Origin of the sequence: Kitasatospora sp. NPDC058406 (assembly GCF_042722765.1) — a bacterium.
In the GTDB taxonomy this organism is placed as follows: Bacteria; Actinomycetota; Actinomycetes; order Streptomycetales; family Streptomycetaceae; genus Kitasatospora.
The window spans coordinates 13,069-28,026 of record NZ_JBHXKE010000032.1; the positions used below are offsets into that span (position 1 = coordinate 13,069).

9 protein-coding genes are annotated in these 14,958 nt (G+C 73.5%); all 9 read right to left on the reverse strand.

The genetic code is table 11. The annotated features are described in order from the left end of the window. Positions 1–31: 31 nt before the first annotated feature. Positions 32–1,885, reverse strand: coding sequence for an acetolactate synthase large subunit (locus ACFWOG_RS09265; protein WP_329882929.1), 1,854 nt, complete (start codon positions 1,883–1,885; stop codon positions 32–34). Between the two features lie 308 nt (positions 1,886–2,193). Next, complete coding sequence (locus ACFWOG_RS09270) at positions 2,194–5,082, reverse strand: putative bifunctional diguanylate cyclase/phosphodiesterase (protein WP_380356380.1); 2,889 nt, start codon at positions 5,080–5,082, stop codon at positions 2,194–2,196. A 686-nt stretch (positions 5,083–5,768) separates the two neighbouring features. Further along, the gene (locus ACFWOG_RS09275) at positions 5,769–8,804 is read right to left on the reverse strand and encodes an AAA family ATPase (protein ID WP_355404373.1); all 3,036 of its coding nucleotides are present in this window, start codon (positions 8,802–8,804) and stop codon (positions 5,769–5,771) included. Positions 8,805–8,938: 134 nt separating this feature from the next. After that, positions 8,939–9,100, reverse strand: a complete 162-nt coding sequence (locus ACFWOG_RS09280; protein ID WP_329882931.1) for a hypothetical protein — start codon at positions 9,098–9,100, stop codon at positions 8,939–8,941. 235 nt (positions 9,101–9,335) lie between these two features. Next, positions 9,336–10,844 (reverse strand): Asp-tRNA(Asn)/Glu-tRNA(Gln) amidotransferase subunit GatB, encoded by a 1,509-nt coding sequence (gene gatB / locus ACFWOG_RS09285; protein WP_329882932.1) that lies wholly within the window; start codon positions 10,842–10,844, stop codon positions 9,336–9,338. A 78-nt stretch (positions 10,845–10,922) separates the two neighbouring features. After that, positions 10,923–11,162, reverse strand: a complete 240-nt coding sequence (locus tag ACFWOG_RS09290) for a hypothetical protein (protein WP_329882933.1) — start codon at positions 11,160–11,162, stop codon at positions 10,923–10,925. Then, complete coding sequence (gene gatA / locus ACFWOG_RS09295) at positions 11,159–12,652, reverse strand: Asp-tRNA(Asn)/Glu-tRNA(Gln) amidotransferase subunit GatA (protein ID WP_329952174.1); 1,494 nt, start codon at positions 12,650–12,652, stop codon at positions 11,159–11,161. Before gatA ends, ACFWOG_RS09290 begins: the two co-directional genes overlap by 4 nt. A 5-nt stretch (positions 12,653–12,657) precedes the next feature. Beyond that, positions 12,658–12,954 carry an Asp-tRNA(Asn)/Glu-tRNA(Gln) amidotransferase subunit GatC gene (gene gatC / locus ACFWOG_RS09300; protein ID WP_035845952.1) on the reverse strand — a complete coding sequence of 99 codons (297 nt, stop codon included), beginning with the start codon at positions 12,952–12,954 and terminating at the stop codon, positions 12,658–12,660. Between the two features lie 186 nt (positions 12,955–13,140). Then, on the reverse strand, positions 13,141–14,892 hold the full coding sequence (locus tag ACFWOG_RS09305; protein ID WP_329952175.1) for a bifunctional diguanylate cyclase/phosphodiesterase: 1,752 nt from the start codon (positions 14,890–14,892) through the stop codon (positions 13,141–13,143). Positions 14,893–14,958 lie beyond the last annotated feature (66 nt).

The following is a 14,958-nucleotide window of genomic DNA, read 5'->3' on the forward strand; positions in this document are numbered from 1 at the left end:
TGTTCCCTAGGTCGTTCTGGAGGTGGGGGCTTCAGTCGAGGTCGTCGCCGAAGTCGGGGCGGACGCCCCGGGCGAACAGGATCTCGTCGTTGCTGGTGCCGGCCGCGACCATCGGCCAGACCATGGCGTCCTGGTGGACGATGAAGTCGATGACCACCGGGCGGTCGTTGATCTCCATCGCCTGCTTGATCACCGCGTCCAGGTCCTCCGGGCGCTCGCAGCGCAGACCGACACAGCCCATCGCCTCGGAGAGCAGGACGAAGTCGGGGATCCGGGTGCCCTGGGCCGGCGGCTCGATGCCGTCGTGCTCCGGCCCGGAGTGCAGCACGGTGTTGGAGTAGCGCTGGTTGTAGAACAGGGTCTGCCACTGGCGGACCATGCCCAGCGAGCCGTTGTTGATGACCGCGACCTTGATCGGGATGTCGTTCAGGGCGCAGGTGGCCAGTTCCTGGTTGGTCATCTGGAAACAGCCGTCGCCGTCGATCGCCCAGACCGCGGTCTCCGGGCGGCCCGCCTTGGCGCCCATCGCGGCCGGCACCGCGTAGCCCATCGTCCCGGCGCCGCCGGAGTTCAGCCAGGTCCCCGGCTTCTCGAACCGGATGAACTGCGAGCTCCACATCTGGTGCTGGCCGACGCCCGCCGCGTAGATCGCGTCCGGGCCGACCAGCCGGCCGATCCGCTCGATGACCTGCTGCGGGGAGAGCTGGCCGCCCGGGGCGGGCTCGTGGCCCAGCGGGTAGGTCTTCTTCCAGGCGTCGAGCTTCTCCCACCAGTCCGCGTAGTCGCCCTTGTGGCCGGCGTCGAACTCGGCCTGCACGGCGACGATCAGGTCGGCCAGCACCTCGCGGGCGTCGCCGACGATCGGCACGTCGGCGGGGCGGTTCTTGCCGATCTCGGCCGGGTCGATGTCGGCGTGGACGACCTTGGCGTGCGGCGCGAAGCCGTCCAGCTTGCCGGTGACCCGGTCGTCGAAGCGGGCGCCGAGGGTGAAGAGCAGGTCGGACTTCTGCAGTGCGGTGACCGCCGGGACGGAGCCGTGCATGCCGGGCATGCCCAGGTGCTGCGGGTGGCTGTCCGGGAAGGCGCCGAGCGCCATCAGGGTGGTGACCACGGGGGCGCCGGTCAGCTCGGCCAGGATGCGCAGTTCGGCCGTGGCACCGGCCTTGATGACGCCGCCGCCGACGTAGAGGACCGGGCGCTTGGCGGAGACCAGCAGCCTCGCGGCCTCGCGGATCTGCTTGGCGTGCGGCTTGGTCACCGGACGGTAGCCGGGCAGCGACGTCTCGACCGGCCAGCGGTAGGTCGTGGTGGCCTGCAGGGCGTCCTTGGCGATGTCGACCAGGACCGGGCCGGGGCGGCCGGTGGCGGCGATGTGGAACGCCTCGGCGATCACCCGGGGGATCTCGGCCGGGTCGGTGACCAGGTAGTTGTGCTTGGTGATCGGCATCGTGATGCCGCAGATGTCCGCCTCCTGGAAGGCGTCCGTGCCGATCGCCTTGGAGGCGACCTGGCCGGTGATCGCGACGATCGGCACCGAGTCCATGTAGGCGTCGGCGATCGGGGTCACCAGGTTGGTGGCGCCCGGGCCGGAGGTGGCCATGCAGACCCCGACCCGGCCGGTGGCCTGCGCGTAGCCGGTCGCGGCGTGGCCGGCACCCTGCTCGTGGCGGACCAGGATGTGGCGCACCTTGACGGAGTCCATCAGCGGGTCGTACGCGGGAAGGATGGCCCCGCCCGGGATACCGAAGACGGTGTCCGCGCCCACGGCCTCCAGCGAGCGGATGAGCGACTGGGCGCCGGTCATGGTCTCGACGACGTGCTGGGGAGCGGGAGCGTGGGCGGCCGGGGTGTCCCCGCGGCGGGGGGATGCGGCGTGCTCAGTCATCTGCCTGTCTCTTCTCGGTTCTTGCCGGCCCGGTGGTTCCGGGCCCCGGTAGGTCGAGGGTGGGGTCCCGCTTGCGGGCCGATCGCCGGCTCTGCCCCAATCGTCCCAATTCGAGGGGCTCGGGGCCAGGGGTCTTGCGGTGGTGGAACAGCGTCAGTGCAACAAAAAACCCCTCGTGCCAAGGGCATGCGAGGGGTGGCGCGTCGGTCTGTCACGAACGGGGCGAGGCCCGCTCAGCCGACGCGCCCGCCAAGTACGAGAATTCGGGTGCGCATGGCAACGACCTTCCTCCCGTCAAGGGTCGACTGTCAAGCAGGTGGGACGACAGTCTCGCCATGCGGACCCGCTCCCGGACCTGCGGCGGCTCGGTGTTCGGGCAGGTCGGGGCCACCGTGGTGAGGTGCGACACGTCCCGGCGCACCCTCGCCGCCGCCACTCGTACGGGCGTCCGCGGCGAGGAAGGCCCGCCGCGCCGCGAGGGCGCCGACCGGTCTCGGCAGTGGGTAGGAACGGCGGGCCAGCGCGCGTCTCAGCCGGGTCTCGTCCAGCGGCGGGGCGAAGGCCGAACCCTGGCCCTGCCGGCAGCCCAGTTCCTGCAGCACGGCCATCTGCCGGGGCAGGTCGACGCCCTCGGCGGCGGTGACCAGCCCGAGGTCGCGGCCGAGCCGCAGGGCGTGCCCGGCGAGGGTCCGGCTGAGCGGGGACTCCCCCAGGTCCTGGACGAGCGTGCGGTCCAGCTTGAGGCCGTCGAACGGCAGCCGGGCGAGCGCGCCGAGCGAGCCGTTGCCGGCCCCGAAGCCGGCCAGCGCGGTGGAGACGCCGAGCATCCGCAGGGCGCCGAGCCGGCGGCCGAGCTCGTCCGCCAGGGTGTCCGGCCCCATCCGGGCCACCTCGATGACCAGCTGGCCGCCGGGCAGCCCGCTGTCGCGCAGCGCCGCGACCACCGCCTCGTACAGGCCCGGCGCGCAGAGCCGCTCGGCGGAGAGCCGGATCGAGACCGGGACGGGCGGCGGCGCCGGGCGGCCCCTGAGCGGCAGGCCGCGGCGCAGTGCGGCGGCGGTGACCGCCTCGCGGATCAGCCAGCGGGAGAACCGGGTCGCGGCGTCGCCGTGCTCGGTGGAGCGCAGGAACTCGGCGGGGGTGAGCAGCAGGCCCTGGGCGGAGCGCCAGCGGGCCTGCGCCTCGACGCCGGTGACCACACCGTTGGCGAGGTCCACCACGGGCTGGTGGAGCAGGGTGAAGCCGCCCTCCCGGACAGCCGCCCGGAGCCGCTCGTCGAGTTCGGTGCGGCGCTCCAGGTCGGCGCGCATGGCGGGGGTGTAGAGCACCACCCGGCCCTTGCCCTCGGACTTGGCCCGGTACATCGCGAGGTCGGCGTTGCGCATCAGCTCGTCGGTGGCGGCGCGCGGGTCGGCGGCCGGGCCGCGTTCGGGGGTGCCGAAGGCGATGCCGATGCTGGCGGCCACGCTGAGTTCGACGCCGCCGATCCAGTACGGCTCGGAGAGCGCCGTCCGCAGCCGGTCGGCGAGCTCCTGGACCTGGAGGCGGCCGAGCGGGCCGCAGACCAGCGCGGCGAACTCGTCGCCGCCGAACCGGGCGACGGTGTCCCCGCAGCGGACGGCGGACTGCAGCCGGCGGGCGGCCCGGACGAGCAGCTCGTCGCCGACCTGGTGGCCGGCGGTGTCGTTGACGGCCTTGAAGCCGTCCAGGTCGAGGAAGAGCACCGCGACCCCGGCGCCCGCCTCGTCCTGCTGGCTGCGGGTGGCGAGGGCGGCGCGCAGGCGCTGGGTGAACAGCGCCCGGTTGGGCAGGTCGGTGAGCGGGTCGTGGAAGGCGTTGTGCTGCAACTGGGCCTGGAGTATCACGCGTTCGGTGACGTCCCGGCTGTTGAGGATCAGACCGTCGCGGTACCGGTCGACGGTCGACTCGACGTGCAGCCACTCGCCGTCACCGGAGCTGATCCGGCACTCCACCCGGGCGGCGGCCGGTTCGGCGCCGCCGGGGTCGCGGTGGGCGGCGAGCCGGCCGCGGGCCAGGAAGCGGCGGACCTCCAGCAGCACCCGGTCGACGTCCTCGGGGTGGATCAGGTCGAGCAGGTTGCCGCCGACCAGCTCCTCCGGGTCGCGCCCGTAGACGCCGAGCGCGGCCGGGGAGACGTAGGAGAGCACGCCGTTGGCGCCGGCGATCATGATGACGTCGCTGGAGCCCTGCACCAGGGAGCGGAAGTGCGCCTCCTTGTGGGCGAGTTCCTGGGCCAGTGAGAGGTTGTCGAGCAGCATGATGCCCTGCCGCAGGATCAGCGCCAGGCCGACGGTGCAGGCGGCCGAGGCCACCACCCGGTCCAGCGACCGCCCGCCGAGGGCGTTGTAGAGGATGCCGGCGGTGCAGACGGCGGCGGCCGCGTACGGGGTGAGCGCGCTGAAGGTGGTGGCGACCCGGCGCCGGGGCAGTCCACCGAGCGCCGGGTGCTCGCGCAGCGGGCGGCGCCACCGCGGGGACCACGGCGCCCAGGCGAGCAGCAGGCTGCCGGCGAACCAGCCGGCGTCCAGCAGTTCGCCGGAGTGGTAGCTGCTGCGCAGCTCGGGCGAGGTGAACAGGGCGTCGCAGAGCACCGTGACGGCGAGGCCGACCATGGCGGTGTGGACGGCGGCCCGGTTGCCGTCCCGGCCGCCGAAGCGCAGCCCGACGACCAGCGAGACCAGCAGGATGTCCAGGACGGGGTAGGCCAGGTTGAGGGCCAGCCGGAGCGGGGAGCCGTCCTCGCCGGCGGCGGTGCGGCCGAGCGCGAGGCTCCAGCTGAGGGTGAACAGCGAGCCGGCCACCAGCCAGCCGTCCAGCAGCAGGCAGAGCCAGCCGGCGGCGGTGCGGGGGCGTTGGGCGAGCACCAGGACGCCGGTGATGGCGAGCGGGGCGAACAGCAGGAAGGCGTACTCGGCGAGCGAGTTCGGCGGCAGCGGGGTCCGCTCGACCAGCTCGTACCAGCCCCAGGTGCCGTTGCCGAAGGCGACCATGAGCGAGGAGAGGCCGAACAGCAGCCAGGCCGGGCGGGCGTGGCCACCGACCGTGCAGCTGTACGCGAGGCAGGAGAGCGCGGCGGCGAGGGCCGCCGCGGCCAGACCGAAGTCGCCCATGAAGACGGCGATCTGGTGCGAGCCCCAGCCGAGCGCCGCACCCAGGGCATAGGCGAGGCAGAGCACGCCGAGGGCGGCGCCGGGCAGGTTGCGGCTGCGGAGCGCGCGGCGGGCCGGCCCGAACCGGCCGGCCGCGCCCGGAACGGCGGGGCGGGCGGCGGCGGTGACCCGGTCGGCGGCACGGCCGTTGGCCCGGTCGGCGGCCGGGCGGTCGACGGCGGCGTGGTCAACGGCCGGGCGGTCGCGGGCGGGCCGGTCGGCGGCGGGGAAGCGGCCCCGTTCCGGCCGGCCGGCGGTGGGCGGCCCGGTCGCGGGCAGGTCGGTGTCCGGCACCTCCGGCCGTCCGGCTCCGGGCAGCACCGCGTCGGTGGGGCTCACTCGGCCTCTCCCCCTCCGGCCCGGGGCCTGGCGCCCCGGCCACGGACCACCGGCCGCACGCCTGGTGGCCGTACGCGGTGACCTGGCGCCCCGTCAGGGCGGTGGCCCAGGGGGTGGGCGGCCTGCAGGCCGGCCCGCCGCACCGATGTTCCCGGTCGGGACCCTACACCACTTCGGTCACTCAATGACACGCACACTCAACGTAGAGTAATGGCGCGGAGGTGGGGAAATACACTCGATTCCGACGAAACCGGCCGGTTGGCGGGGGCGCGCGGGCAGGGGCTCACGCGGCGCGCACGGGAGCACACGGCAGTGCCCGACCGGCCACCGCCGGAAGGCGGCGGTACCGGTCGGGCATCTGCGGGGTCGGGCGGTCAGCGGCCGGCCGGGACCAGGTCCTCCGGAAAGAGCCGCAACCGGTGCGCCAGCGCGGCCGCTTCGCCCCGACCGGCCACCGCGAGCTTGCCGAGGATGTTGGACACGTGCACGCTCGCGGTCTTCGGCGAGATGTACAGTTCCTCGGCGATCTGCCGGTTGGTGCAGCCCCGCGCGAGCAGACGGAGCACGTCCCGCTCACGGGGGGTGAGGCTGAAGGAGTCGCCGATCGGGGCCGCCGGAGCCGGGGCGGGACGGCGCACGGTGAGCGCCAGACCGGCCCGCTCGGCCAGCGCACAGACCTCCGCGCCGAGTCCGGCGTCGGACCGGGCGATCGCCAGTTCCCTTGCCTCGCGCAGCAGTTCGACCGCAGCCTCGCGGCGGCCGGCCAGCACCTCCGCCTCGCCGGCCCGCAGCAGCGCGAGCGCCAGCGGGTACGGCAGCCCGGTCGGGCGCAGCGCCTCGATCGCGGCGGCCCAGTGCGCCGGGGCGTCCGCCCCTTCCGCGCGGGCCAGCTCGCCCGCCAGCAGCCGGGCCCAGCCGCGGTGCAGCGGCGCGGTCGGGGTCAGCCCGGCGGCGACGGCGGTGATCCGGGCCAGCACCGCGGCCCGGCCGGGGCCGGCCTCCGGCAGGCCCCGGGTGTCCGCCTCGGCGGCGGCGCCGTCGACCAGCAGCGGGTAGAGGTCGGCGAGGTAGCCGCACCGGAGGTCCTCGTCCAGGGCGGCGAGCAGCTCGGCGCGGGCGTCCAGCGGGCGGCCGGCCCCGACCGCGATCCGCAGCGCCAGCCGCGCGATCGGGACGGAGTGCTGGAGCTGACCGACCCGGTTGGCCGCCCTGGCCTGCGCCAGCATCGCGGCGGCGCCGGACAGGTCACCGCGGAGCAGGGCGAGTTCGCCGCGCATCCGGTCCAGGAACTCGGCGTGGGTGCCGGTCGAGCCGAGCAGGTCGCACTCGGCGAGCACCCGCTCGGCCTCGTCGATCCGCCCGAGGTCCATCAGCGCCTCGACGAGGTTGCCGGTCAGGATGGCGCCGATGTTGCGCTGCAGGCCGTTGCCGCGCGCCGACTCCAGGCCCTCGCGGGCCAGCGCCACCGCCTCCTCAGCCCGGCCGAGCCCGCGCTGCATGGAGGAGAGGTTGTTGATGCCGCGCAGCAGGACGTCCGGTGCGCCGATCCGCCGGGTGGCCTCCACCGCGGCGGTGAGCTGGGCGACCGCGGCGTCCGGGTCGGAGTCGAGGTCGTTGCGCAGTCCGCTGAGCGTCATCACGGCGTGCTGCTCGACGGCGTGCGCGCCCACCTGGCGGGCGATCCGGACGGCCCGCTCGGCGAGCTCGACCAGCTCGGGCCGGGGGTTGGAGAGCATCCCGCTGCCGGCGCCGAGCGCGAACACCTCCGCCTGGACGGCGGACGCCGGCAGGTGCTCGACCAGCCGGTGCGCGTACGCGATCTCCTCCTCGTCGCCGGAGCGACGCAGGTGGCCGAGCATCCGGGCCCGGTTGATCCGGAACCAGGCGGCGCGGGCCGGGTGTTCGACCTCGTCGACCAGTTTGAGCGCCCGTCGGGCCAGGCTCAGCCCGCGCTCGCGGTCGCCGGTGCGGCGGGCCGCGACGACCGCCTCGGCCAGCACGTCGATCAGGTTCAGCCGGTCGCAGCTCTCGTCGTGGGCGTCGGCGTCGCAGGAGCACGGCGGGTAGGTCTCGGCCCAGTCGTACGGCCGCAGCGTGCCGCCGAGCACCTCCTCGGAGACCTCGTCCCAGAGTTCGAGGGCCCGCTCCAGCATCCGCAGCTGTTCGGCGAAGGCGTTGCGCCGCCGGGCGGCCCGGGCGGCGTCCAGGGCCGTCGGCAGGGCCCGGGCCGGGTCGTGCGCGTGGTACCAGTAGTTGGCCAGCCGGGCCGGCCGGGTGTCGCTGCCGACCAGGTGCGGCTCGGCCTCCAGGGCCTCGGCGAACCGGCGGTTGATCCGGTGCCGTTCACCGGGCAGCAGGTCGTCCGAGACGGCCTCGCGGACCAGCGCGTGCCGGAACCGGTAGCCGTCGCCGTCGGTGTCCGGGCGCAGGATGTTGGCGCCCACCGCCTCGCGCAGCGAGTCGATCAGCTCCTCCTCGTCGTCCAGGACGGCGGCGAGCAGGGCGTGTTCGACGTAGGAGCCGCCCTCGGCGGCGATCCGCAGGACCCGCTGGGTCTGCTCGTCCAGGGCCTCCACCCGGACCAGCAGGATGTCCCGCAGCGAGTCGGTGAGCCCGGCCGAGCAGCCCTCCCGGACGGAGGTGGCGAGCTCCTCGACGAAGAACGGGTTGCCCTCCGAGCGGCGGTGGATCCGGTCGACGAGCTGACGGTCGGGCGCGGCGGTGCCGAGGATGCCGGCCAGCTGCGCGGCCACCTCGCCCGGCCCGAACCGCTCCAGCTCCATGCGCTGCACGGTGCGCAGCCGCTCCAGTTCGGCCAGGAAGGGCCGCAGCGGGTGGCGGCGGTGCAGGTCGTCGCTGCGGTAGGTGGCGACCAGCAGGACGCGGGCCCGGTGCAGGGTGCGGACCAGGTAGGAGAACAGCTCGCGGGTGGACCGGTCGGACCAGTGCAGGTCCTCCACGGCGAGCACGAGAGTACGGTCCGTGCCGAGTCGTTCGAACAGCCTCGCGGTGTGCTCGAACAGCCGGGCTCGTCCGTACTCGTTGTTGGGTTCGCCGTCAGCCTCGCCGAAGTCGGGCAGCAGCCGGGCGAGATGGCCCTCCATCCCCGAGGCGGCGCCCTCGAAGTCGGCCCCCATGCCGCGGTGGAGCCGGCGCAGCGCGGTGGCCAGCGGTGCGTACGGCAGGCCCTCGGCGCCGATCTCCAGGCAGCCGCCGACGGTGGTCAGCACGTCGTCGTCGCAGGCCTGTCGCAGGAACTCCTCCAGCAGCCGGGTCTTGCCGACGCCCGCCTCGCCGCCGATCAGCACGGCCTGCGGCTGTCCCGAGCCGGCCCGTCGCAGCGCGGCCGTCAGGGCGGTGAGCTCCGGATCGCGGCCGACGAAGACGGGACTCACCGATATCTGCTGCATGGCTGCGAGCATGCCATAGAGGTCCAGCGCCGGCCGAGCGGTTATCCCGCCCTCCGGACGCCCGGAAGGGGAGGCGCACCCCCGTGTCGCCTCCCCCTCCGGATTCCCTGCGGCACCGGGCTGGTGCCGGTCCGTCAGCATTCGCCGGGACGCACGGCGCGGCGCACGGAGCGGAAGGCGACGTTCGGCCGCCATCCGGTGCGCTTGGCGCCCTTCGCCTGGCGTACCAGCCGCTCGTGCTCGGCCAGGGCCTGGAGTTCCTGCTCGTGCTGCTTGATGAGCTCGTACTCGATCACGGTGTTCCCCTTGTGGGTTTCGGTGTGTCTCTCTCGTTCTGGGGTAAACACTCCTCTCCCAGGGGGGTGGGGCGCATCGGCAGCCTGCCGGATCTTCCGGGCCGTCCGGGCCTTAGGTGCCGGGCCCGGGTGCCCGGCCCGGACACGGCAAAGGCCCGGCCTACCCCTTACGAGGGGCAAGACCGGGCCTGAGGCGCCTAAGTAGACCTTAGAAGGTCTAAGACACCTTAGAAACTCAGGCAGAAGCGCCCAGCTTCTCCAGAATCAGATCCTTCACACGGGCCGCGTCGGCCTGGCCACGGGTGGCCTTCATGACCGCGCCGACCAGGGCGCCGACGGCCGCGACCTTGCCGTCACGGATCTTGGCGGCGATCGCCTCGTTCTCGGCGATGGCCTGGTCGACGGCGGCACCGAGCGCGGAGTCGTCCGAGACGACGGCCAGGCCGCGCTTCTCGACGACCTCGTCCGGCTCGCCCTCACCGGCCAGCACGGCCTCGATGACCTGGCGGGCCAGCTTGTCGTTCAGCTTGCCCTCGGCGACCAGCGCGGCGACCCGGGCGACCTGCGCCGGGGTGATCGGCTGCTCGCTCAGCTCGGTGCCGGTCTCGTTGGCCCGGCGGGCCAGCTCGCCCATCCACCACTTGCGGGCCTGGTCGGCCGGGGCGCCGGCGGCGATGGTCTCCTGGATCGACTCGACGGCGCCCGCGTTCAGCACCGACTGCATGTCCTTGTCGGTCAGGCCCCACTCGGCCTGGAGACGGGCCCGGCGCACCCGCGGCAGCTCGGGGAGACCGCCCCGCAGCTCCTCGACCCACGCGCGGGACGGCGCGATCGGGACCAGGTCCGGCTCCGGGAAGTAGCGGTAGTCCTCGGCGTTGTCCTTGATCCGGCCGGCCGTGGTGCTGCCGTCCTCCTCGTGGAAGTGCCGGGTCTCCTGGACGATCGTGCCGCCGTCGGAGAGCACCGTCGCGTGCCGCTGGATCTCGAACCGGGCGGCCCGCTCGACGCTGCGCAGCGAGTTGACGTTCTTGGTCTCCGAACGGGTGCCGAAGGTCTCGGTGCCGTTCGGGCGCAGCGACAGGTTGACGTCGCAGCGCATCTGGCCCTTGTCCATCCGGGCCTCGGAGACGCCCAGCGCCTTGATCAGCTCGCGCAGCTCGGCGACGTACGCCTTGGCGACCTCGGGGGCGCGCTCGCCGGCGCCGACGATCGGCCTGGTGACGATCTCGATCAGCGGGATGCCGGCCCGGTTGTAGTCGAGCAGCGAGTGCGTGGCGCCGTGGATGCGGCCGGTCGCGCCACCGACGTGGCTGGACTTGCCGGTGTCCTCCTCCATGTGGGCGCGCTCGATCTCCACCCGGAAGGTCGAGCCGTCCTCCAGCTGCACGTCGAGGTAGCCGTCGAAGGCGATCGGCTCGTCGTACTGCGAGGTCTGGAAGTTCTTCGGCATGTCCGGGTAGAAGTAGTTCTTCCGCGCGAACCGGCACCACTCGGCGATCTCGCAGTTCAGCGCCAGGCCGATCTTGACGGCCGACTCCACGCCGATCGCGTTGACCACCGGCAGCGAGCCCGGCAGGCCCAGACAGGTCGGGCAGACCTGGCTGTTCGGCTCGGCACCCAGCTCGGTCGAGCAACCGCAGAACATCTTGGTCTTGGTGCCCAGCTCGACGTGGACCTCAAGGCCCATCACCGGGTCGTACGACGCGAGAGCGTCCTCGTAGGAGACCAGGTTCTTGACGCTCACAGCGTCCCCTTCACTAAAAGTCTTGGAGGTGCCGGCCCGGCCTGTACGGCGGGTACAGGCCGGGCCTCGCGGGCTCGGTCAGCCCAGCAGGACGTCGTCGTCGCCCAGCCGGCGCAGCTCGCGCACCAGCAGGGCGGTGCCGGTGACCAGCGCGGCGGCACCGACCAGGGCGTTGACCAGCTTCAGGGTGTCGTTCTCGCCCCGGGCCTTGCGGACGTCCTTCACCACGGTGATCACGCTGAACGCGCTCGTGCCGATGGACAGCCAGATGCCTGGCTTCGAGTGCTTGAAGCCCTTGGCCTTCTCGATCTTGCTCACAGTGCCGGTGCCTCCTCCAGCAGGGTGTGCCCCCACTTGTCGTTGAGTGCGGCCTCCACGGCGCCGCCCACGCGGTACAGGCGGTCGTCCGCCATCGCGGGTGCGATGATCTGCAGGCCGACCGGGAGATTGTCCTCCGGGGCCAGCCCGCACGGCAGCGACATGGCCGCATTGCCCGCCAGGTTGGACGGAATCGTGCACAGGTCGGCCAGATACATCGCCATCGGGTCGTCGGCGCGCTCGCCGATCGGGAAGGCGGTGGTCGGGGTGGTCGGCGAGACCAGGACGTCCACGCCGGCGAAGGCCGCGTCGAAGTCGCGCGAGATCAGCGTGCGCACCTTCTGGGCCGAGCCGTAGTAGGCGTCGTAGTAGCCCGAGGAGAGCGCGTAGGTGCCGAGGATGATGCGGCGCTTGACCTCGGCGCCGAAGCCGGCCTCGCGGGTGAGCGCGGTGACGTCCTCGGCCGAGCGGGTGCCGTCGTCGCCGACCCGCAGGCCGTAGCGCATCGCGTCGAAACGGGCCAGGTTGGACGAGGCCTCGCTGGGCGCGATCAGGTAGTACGCGGGCAGCGCCAGGGTGAACGACGGGCAGGAGACCTCGACGACCTCGGCGCCCAGCTCGCGCAGCAGCTCCACCGACTCGTTGAAGCGCTGCATCACGCCGGCCTGGTAGCCCTCGCCGGCGAACTCCTTCACGACGCCGATCCGCATGCCGCGGACGTCACGCCGCCTGGCGGCCTCGACCACGGCCGGGACCGGCGCGTCGATCGAGGTGGAGTCCAGCGGGTCGTGGCCGGCGATGGCCTCGTGCAGCAGCGCCGCGTCCAGCACGGTGCGGGCGCACGGGCCGCCCTGGTCCAGGGAGGACGAGAACGCGACCAGGCCGTAGCGGGAGACCGAGCCGTAGGTGGGCTTCACGCCGACGGTGCCGGTGACGGCCCCGGGCTGGCGGATCGAGCCGCCGGTGTCGGTGCCGATCGCCAGCGGGGCCTCGAAGGCGGCCAGCGCGGCGGCCGAACCGCCGCCGGAGCCGCCGGGGATCTTGGAGAGGTCCCACGGGTTGCCGGTCGGGCCGTAGGCGGAGTTCTCGGTGGAGGATCCCATCGCGAACTCGTCCATGTTGGTCTTGCCGAGGATCACCACGCCGGCGTCCCTGAGACGCGTGGTCAGAGTGGCGTCGTACGGCGGGATCCAGCCTTCGAGGATCTTGGAGCCGCAGGTGGTCGGGACGCCCTTGGTGGTGAAGACGTCCTTCAGCGCCAGCGGGACGCCGGCCAGCGGGCCCAGCTCCTCGCCTCTGGCGCGCTTCTCGTCGACGGCCCGGGCGGCGCTCAGCGCGCCCTCGGTGTCGACGTGCAGGAAGGCGTTGACCTTCTTGTCGACGGCGTCGATGCGGTCCAGGTGCGCCTGGGCGACCTCGACGGCGGAGACCTCGCCGGTGGCGACGGCGTTCGCCGTCTCGGCCGCGGTGTAACGGATCAGGTCGGTCATCTCGGTCAGTCCTCCCCGAGGATCTGCGGCACACGGAAACGCTGCTCCTCGGCGGCGGGGGCACCGGCCAGCGCCTGCTCCGGGGTGAGCGACGGCCGCACCTCGTCCGCGCGCATGACGTTGGTCAGCGGCAGCGGGTGGGAGGTCGGCGGGACGTCCTGTCCGGCGACCTCGGAAACGCGGGCGACCGCGCCGATGATCACGTCGAGCTGCTCGGCGAAGTGGTCCAGCTCTTCGGCCTGCAACTCAAGACGCGACAGCCGAGCGAGGTGGGCAACCTCCTCGCGCGTGATGCCAGGCATGCAGCGATCCTCAGGGTGAGTTCTGGTGAGGCCCGGTACCGCCTTCCGGCGGCGCCGGGCCCGGGCAGGAGCGGCCTGTCCGGCGCTCCCGTCCTCTTGGTCTGTGGTCCCCATCCTATGGGGCACGGCCCGGCCACCGGCCAACGAGCGAGGGCGGGCCCGGGTCACCCGGGTGAGCGGGGCGGCTCACTGGGGGCGGGTCGGCGCCCAACTCTGCTGCCCGGGCGCCTGGATCTCCAGTTTCGCGGCCTGGACCGCCTGGATCACCGGCGGCAGAACGTGGGGCACCGGCGGGAGCACCGGGGGCCGCACCGGGTGGATCACCGACGGCAGCTGGACGGCGGGGGCGGTGGTGAGCCGCTCCACCGGCGGCGCGCCGGTGCGGTGCACCCGCAGCCAGGCGGTGGCCTGCTCGGCCGGCAGCGCCGCCGAGACCAGCCAGCCCTGCACGGCGTCCACGCCCATGCGGTTCAGCCGCTCCCAGGTCTCGTCGTCCTCGACGCCCTCGGCGACCACGGTCAGGCCGAGCGAGTGCGCCAGCTCCACCGAGCAGCGGACCACCGCCGCGTCGTGGTCGTCGGCGACCATCCGGGAGACGAAGGAGCGGTCGATCTTCAGCTCGCCGACCGGCAGGCTGCGCAGCCGCACCAGCGAGGAGTGGCCGGTGCCGAAGTCGTCCAGGGACATCCCGACGCCGTAGCCGCGCAGCTCGGCGAGGGTGTCGGCGGCCCGCCGGGAGTCGTCCAGCAGCAGCCGTTCGGTGATCTCCAGCTGGAGCGCGTGGGCCGGGACCTGGTGGCGGACCAGGTGGCCGGCGACCCGCTGGGCGAAGCCCGGGTTGAGCACGTCGCGCGGGGAGACGTTCACCGCGACCTGCACCTGGAGGCCCTGCTCGCGCCAGGTGGCGAGCTGGCCGACGGCGGCCTCCAGCACGTAGTCGGTCAGCCGGGGCATCAGGCCGCTGGACTCGGCCAGCCCGACGAACTCGTCCGGCGAGACCTTCCCCTGGCCGGGCCGCTCCCATCGGAGCAGCGCCTCCAGCCCGACCACCCGGCCGTCGAAGGCCACCTTGGGCTGGTAGTGCAGCTGCACCTCGCCGGTCTCCAGGGCCCGCCGCAGGTCGCCCAGCAGCCCGATCCGGTACGGCGTGTCGGCGTCCTGCGCCTCGTCGTACTGCTCGACCGAGGTACGGCCGCGCTGGGCGTGGCCCATCGCGACGTCGGCCCGGCGCAGCAGCGACTCGGCGTCCTGCGCGTGCTGCGGGTAGACGCAGACGCCGGCGCTGGCCTCCAGGACGAGCAGCAGGCCGTCCAGCCGGATCGGCGCGGCGAGTTCGGCGATCAGCGCCTTGGCGACCTTCTCCAGCGAGTCCGGACAGCCGATGCCGGGCAGCAGGACGGCGAACTCGTCGCCGCCCATCCGGGCCACCATCGGGCGGCCGCGGTAGTGCCGGGGCAGCCCGGCGAAGACGTCGTCGATCGACTCCCGGGTGGCGCTGCCGGCCGCACCGCCGGAGCGCAGCGCCCGGTGCAGGCGGCGGGCGATGTGGACCAGCAGCCGGTCACCGGCGGTATGACCGAGGGTGTCGTTGAGCGACCGGAAGCGGTCGAGGTCGAGCAGGATCAGACCGACGCTGTATCCCTCGGCGTGCTCGGCGATCGCCTCCTGGGCCGCGATCAATAACGCCTGGCGGTTGGGCAGGTCGGTCAGCGGGTCGGTGAGCTGGTCCCGGGCACGGTCCCGGGCGATCCGCCAGGCGGCGACCAGCACGGCCAGCGGAACCGCGAACAGCGGCAGCAGCTCGGGTTCGTAGCGGTAGACCAGGACGGCCAGCGGGATGAGCGGTGCGGCGCCGGCCAGCAGGACTCCGAGCAGCAGGACCGCACCCGCCACCCCCTGCGGCGGGCGTGTGGGCGCACCGCCGGTCGTATGATCCATAAGCCCTGTCCTCCGTCGGGCCCGCCCCGTCAGGCCGCCTAGCGGTGAGGCACCGTACCGGTGCCG

What these genes read in the sequence shown, in the direction of transcription:
- ACFWOG_RS09275 (WP_355404373.1), bottom strand. Translation starts at nt 8,804, where the DNA reads ATGCAGCAGATATCGGTGAGTCCCGTCTTCGTCGGCCGCGATCCGGAG.
- ACFWOG_RS09305 (WP_329952175.1), bottom strand. Translation starts at nt 14,892, where the DNA reads ATGGATCATACGACCGGCGGTGCGCCCACACGCCCGCCGCAGGGGGTG.
- gatA (WP_329952174.1), bottom strand. Translation starts at nt 12,652, where the DNA reads ATGACCGACCTGATCCGTTACACCGCGGCCGAGACGGCGAACGCCGTC.
- ACFWOG_RS09265 (WP_329882929.1), bottom strand. Translation starts at nt 1,885, where the DNA reads ATGACTGAGCACGCCGCATCCCCCCGCCGCGGGGACACCCCGGCCGCC.
- gatC (WP_035845952.1), bottom strand. Translation starts at nt 12,954, where the DNA reads ATGCCTGGCATCACGCGCGAGGAGGTTGCCCACCTCGCTCGGCTGTCG.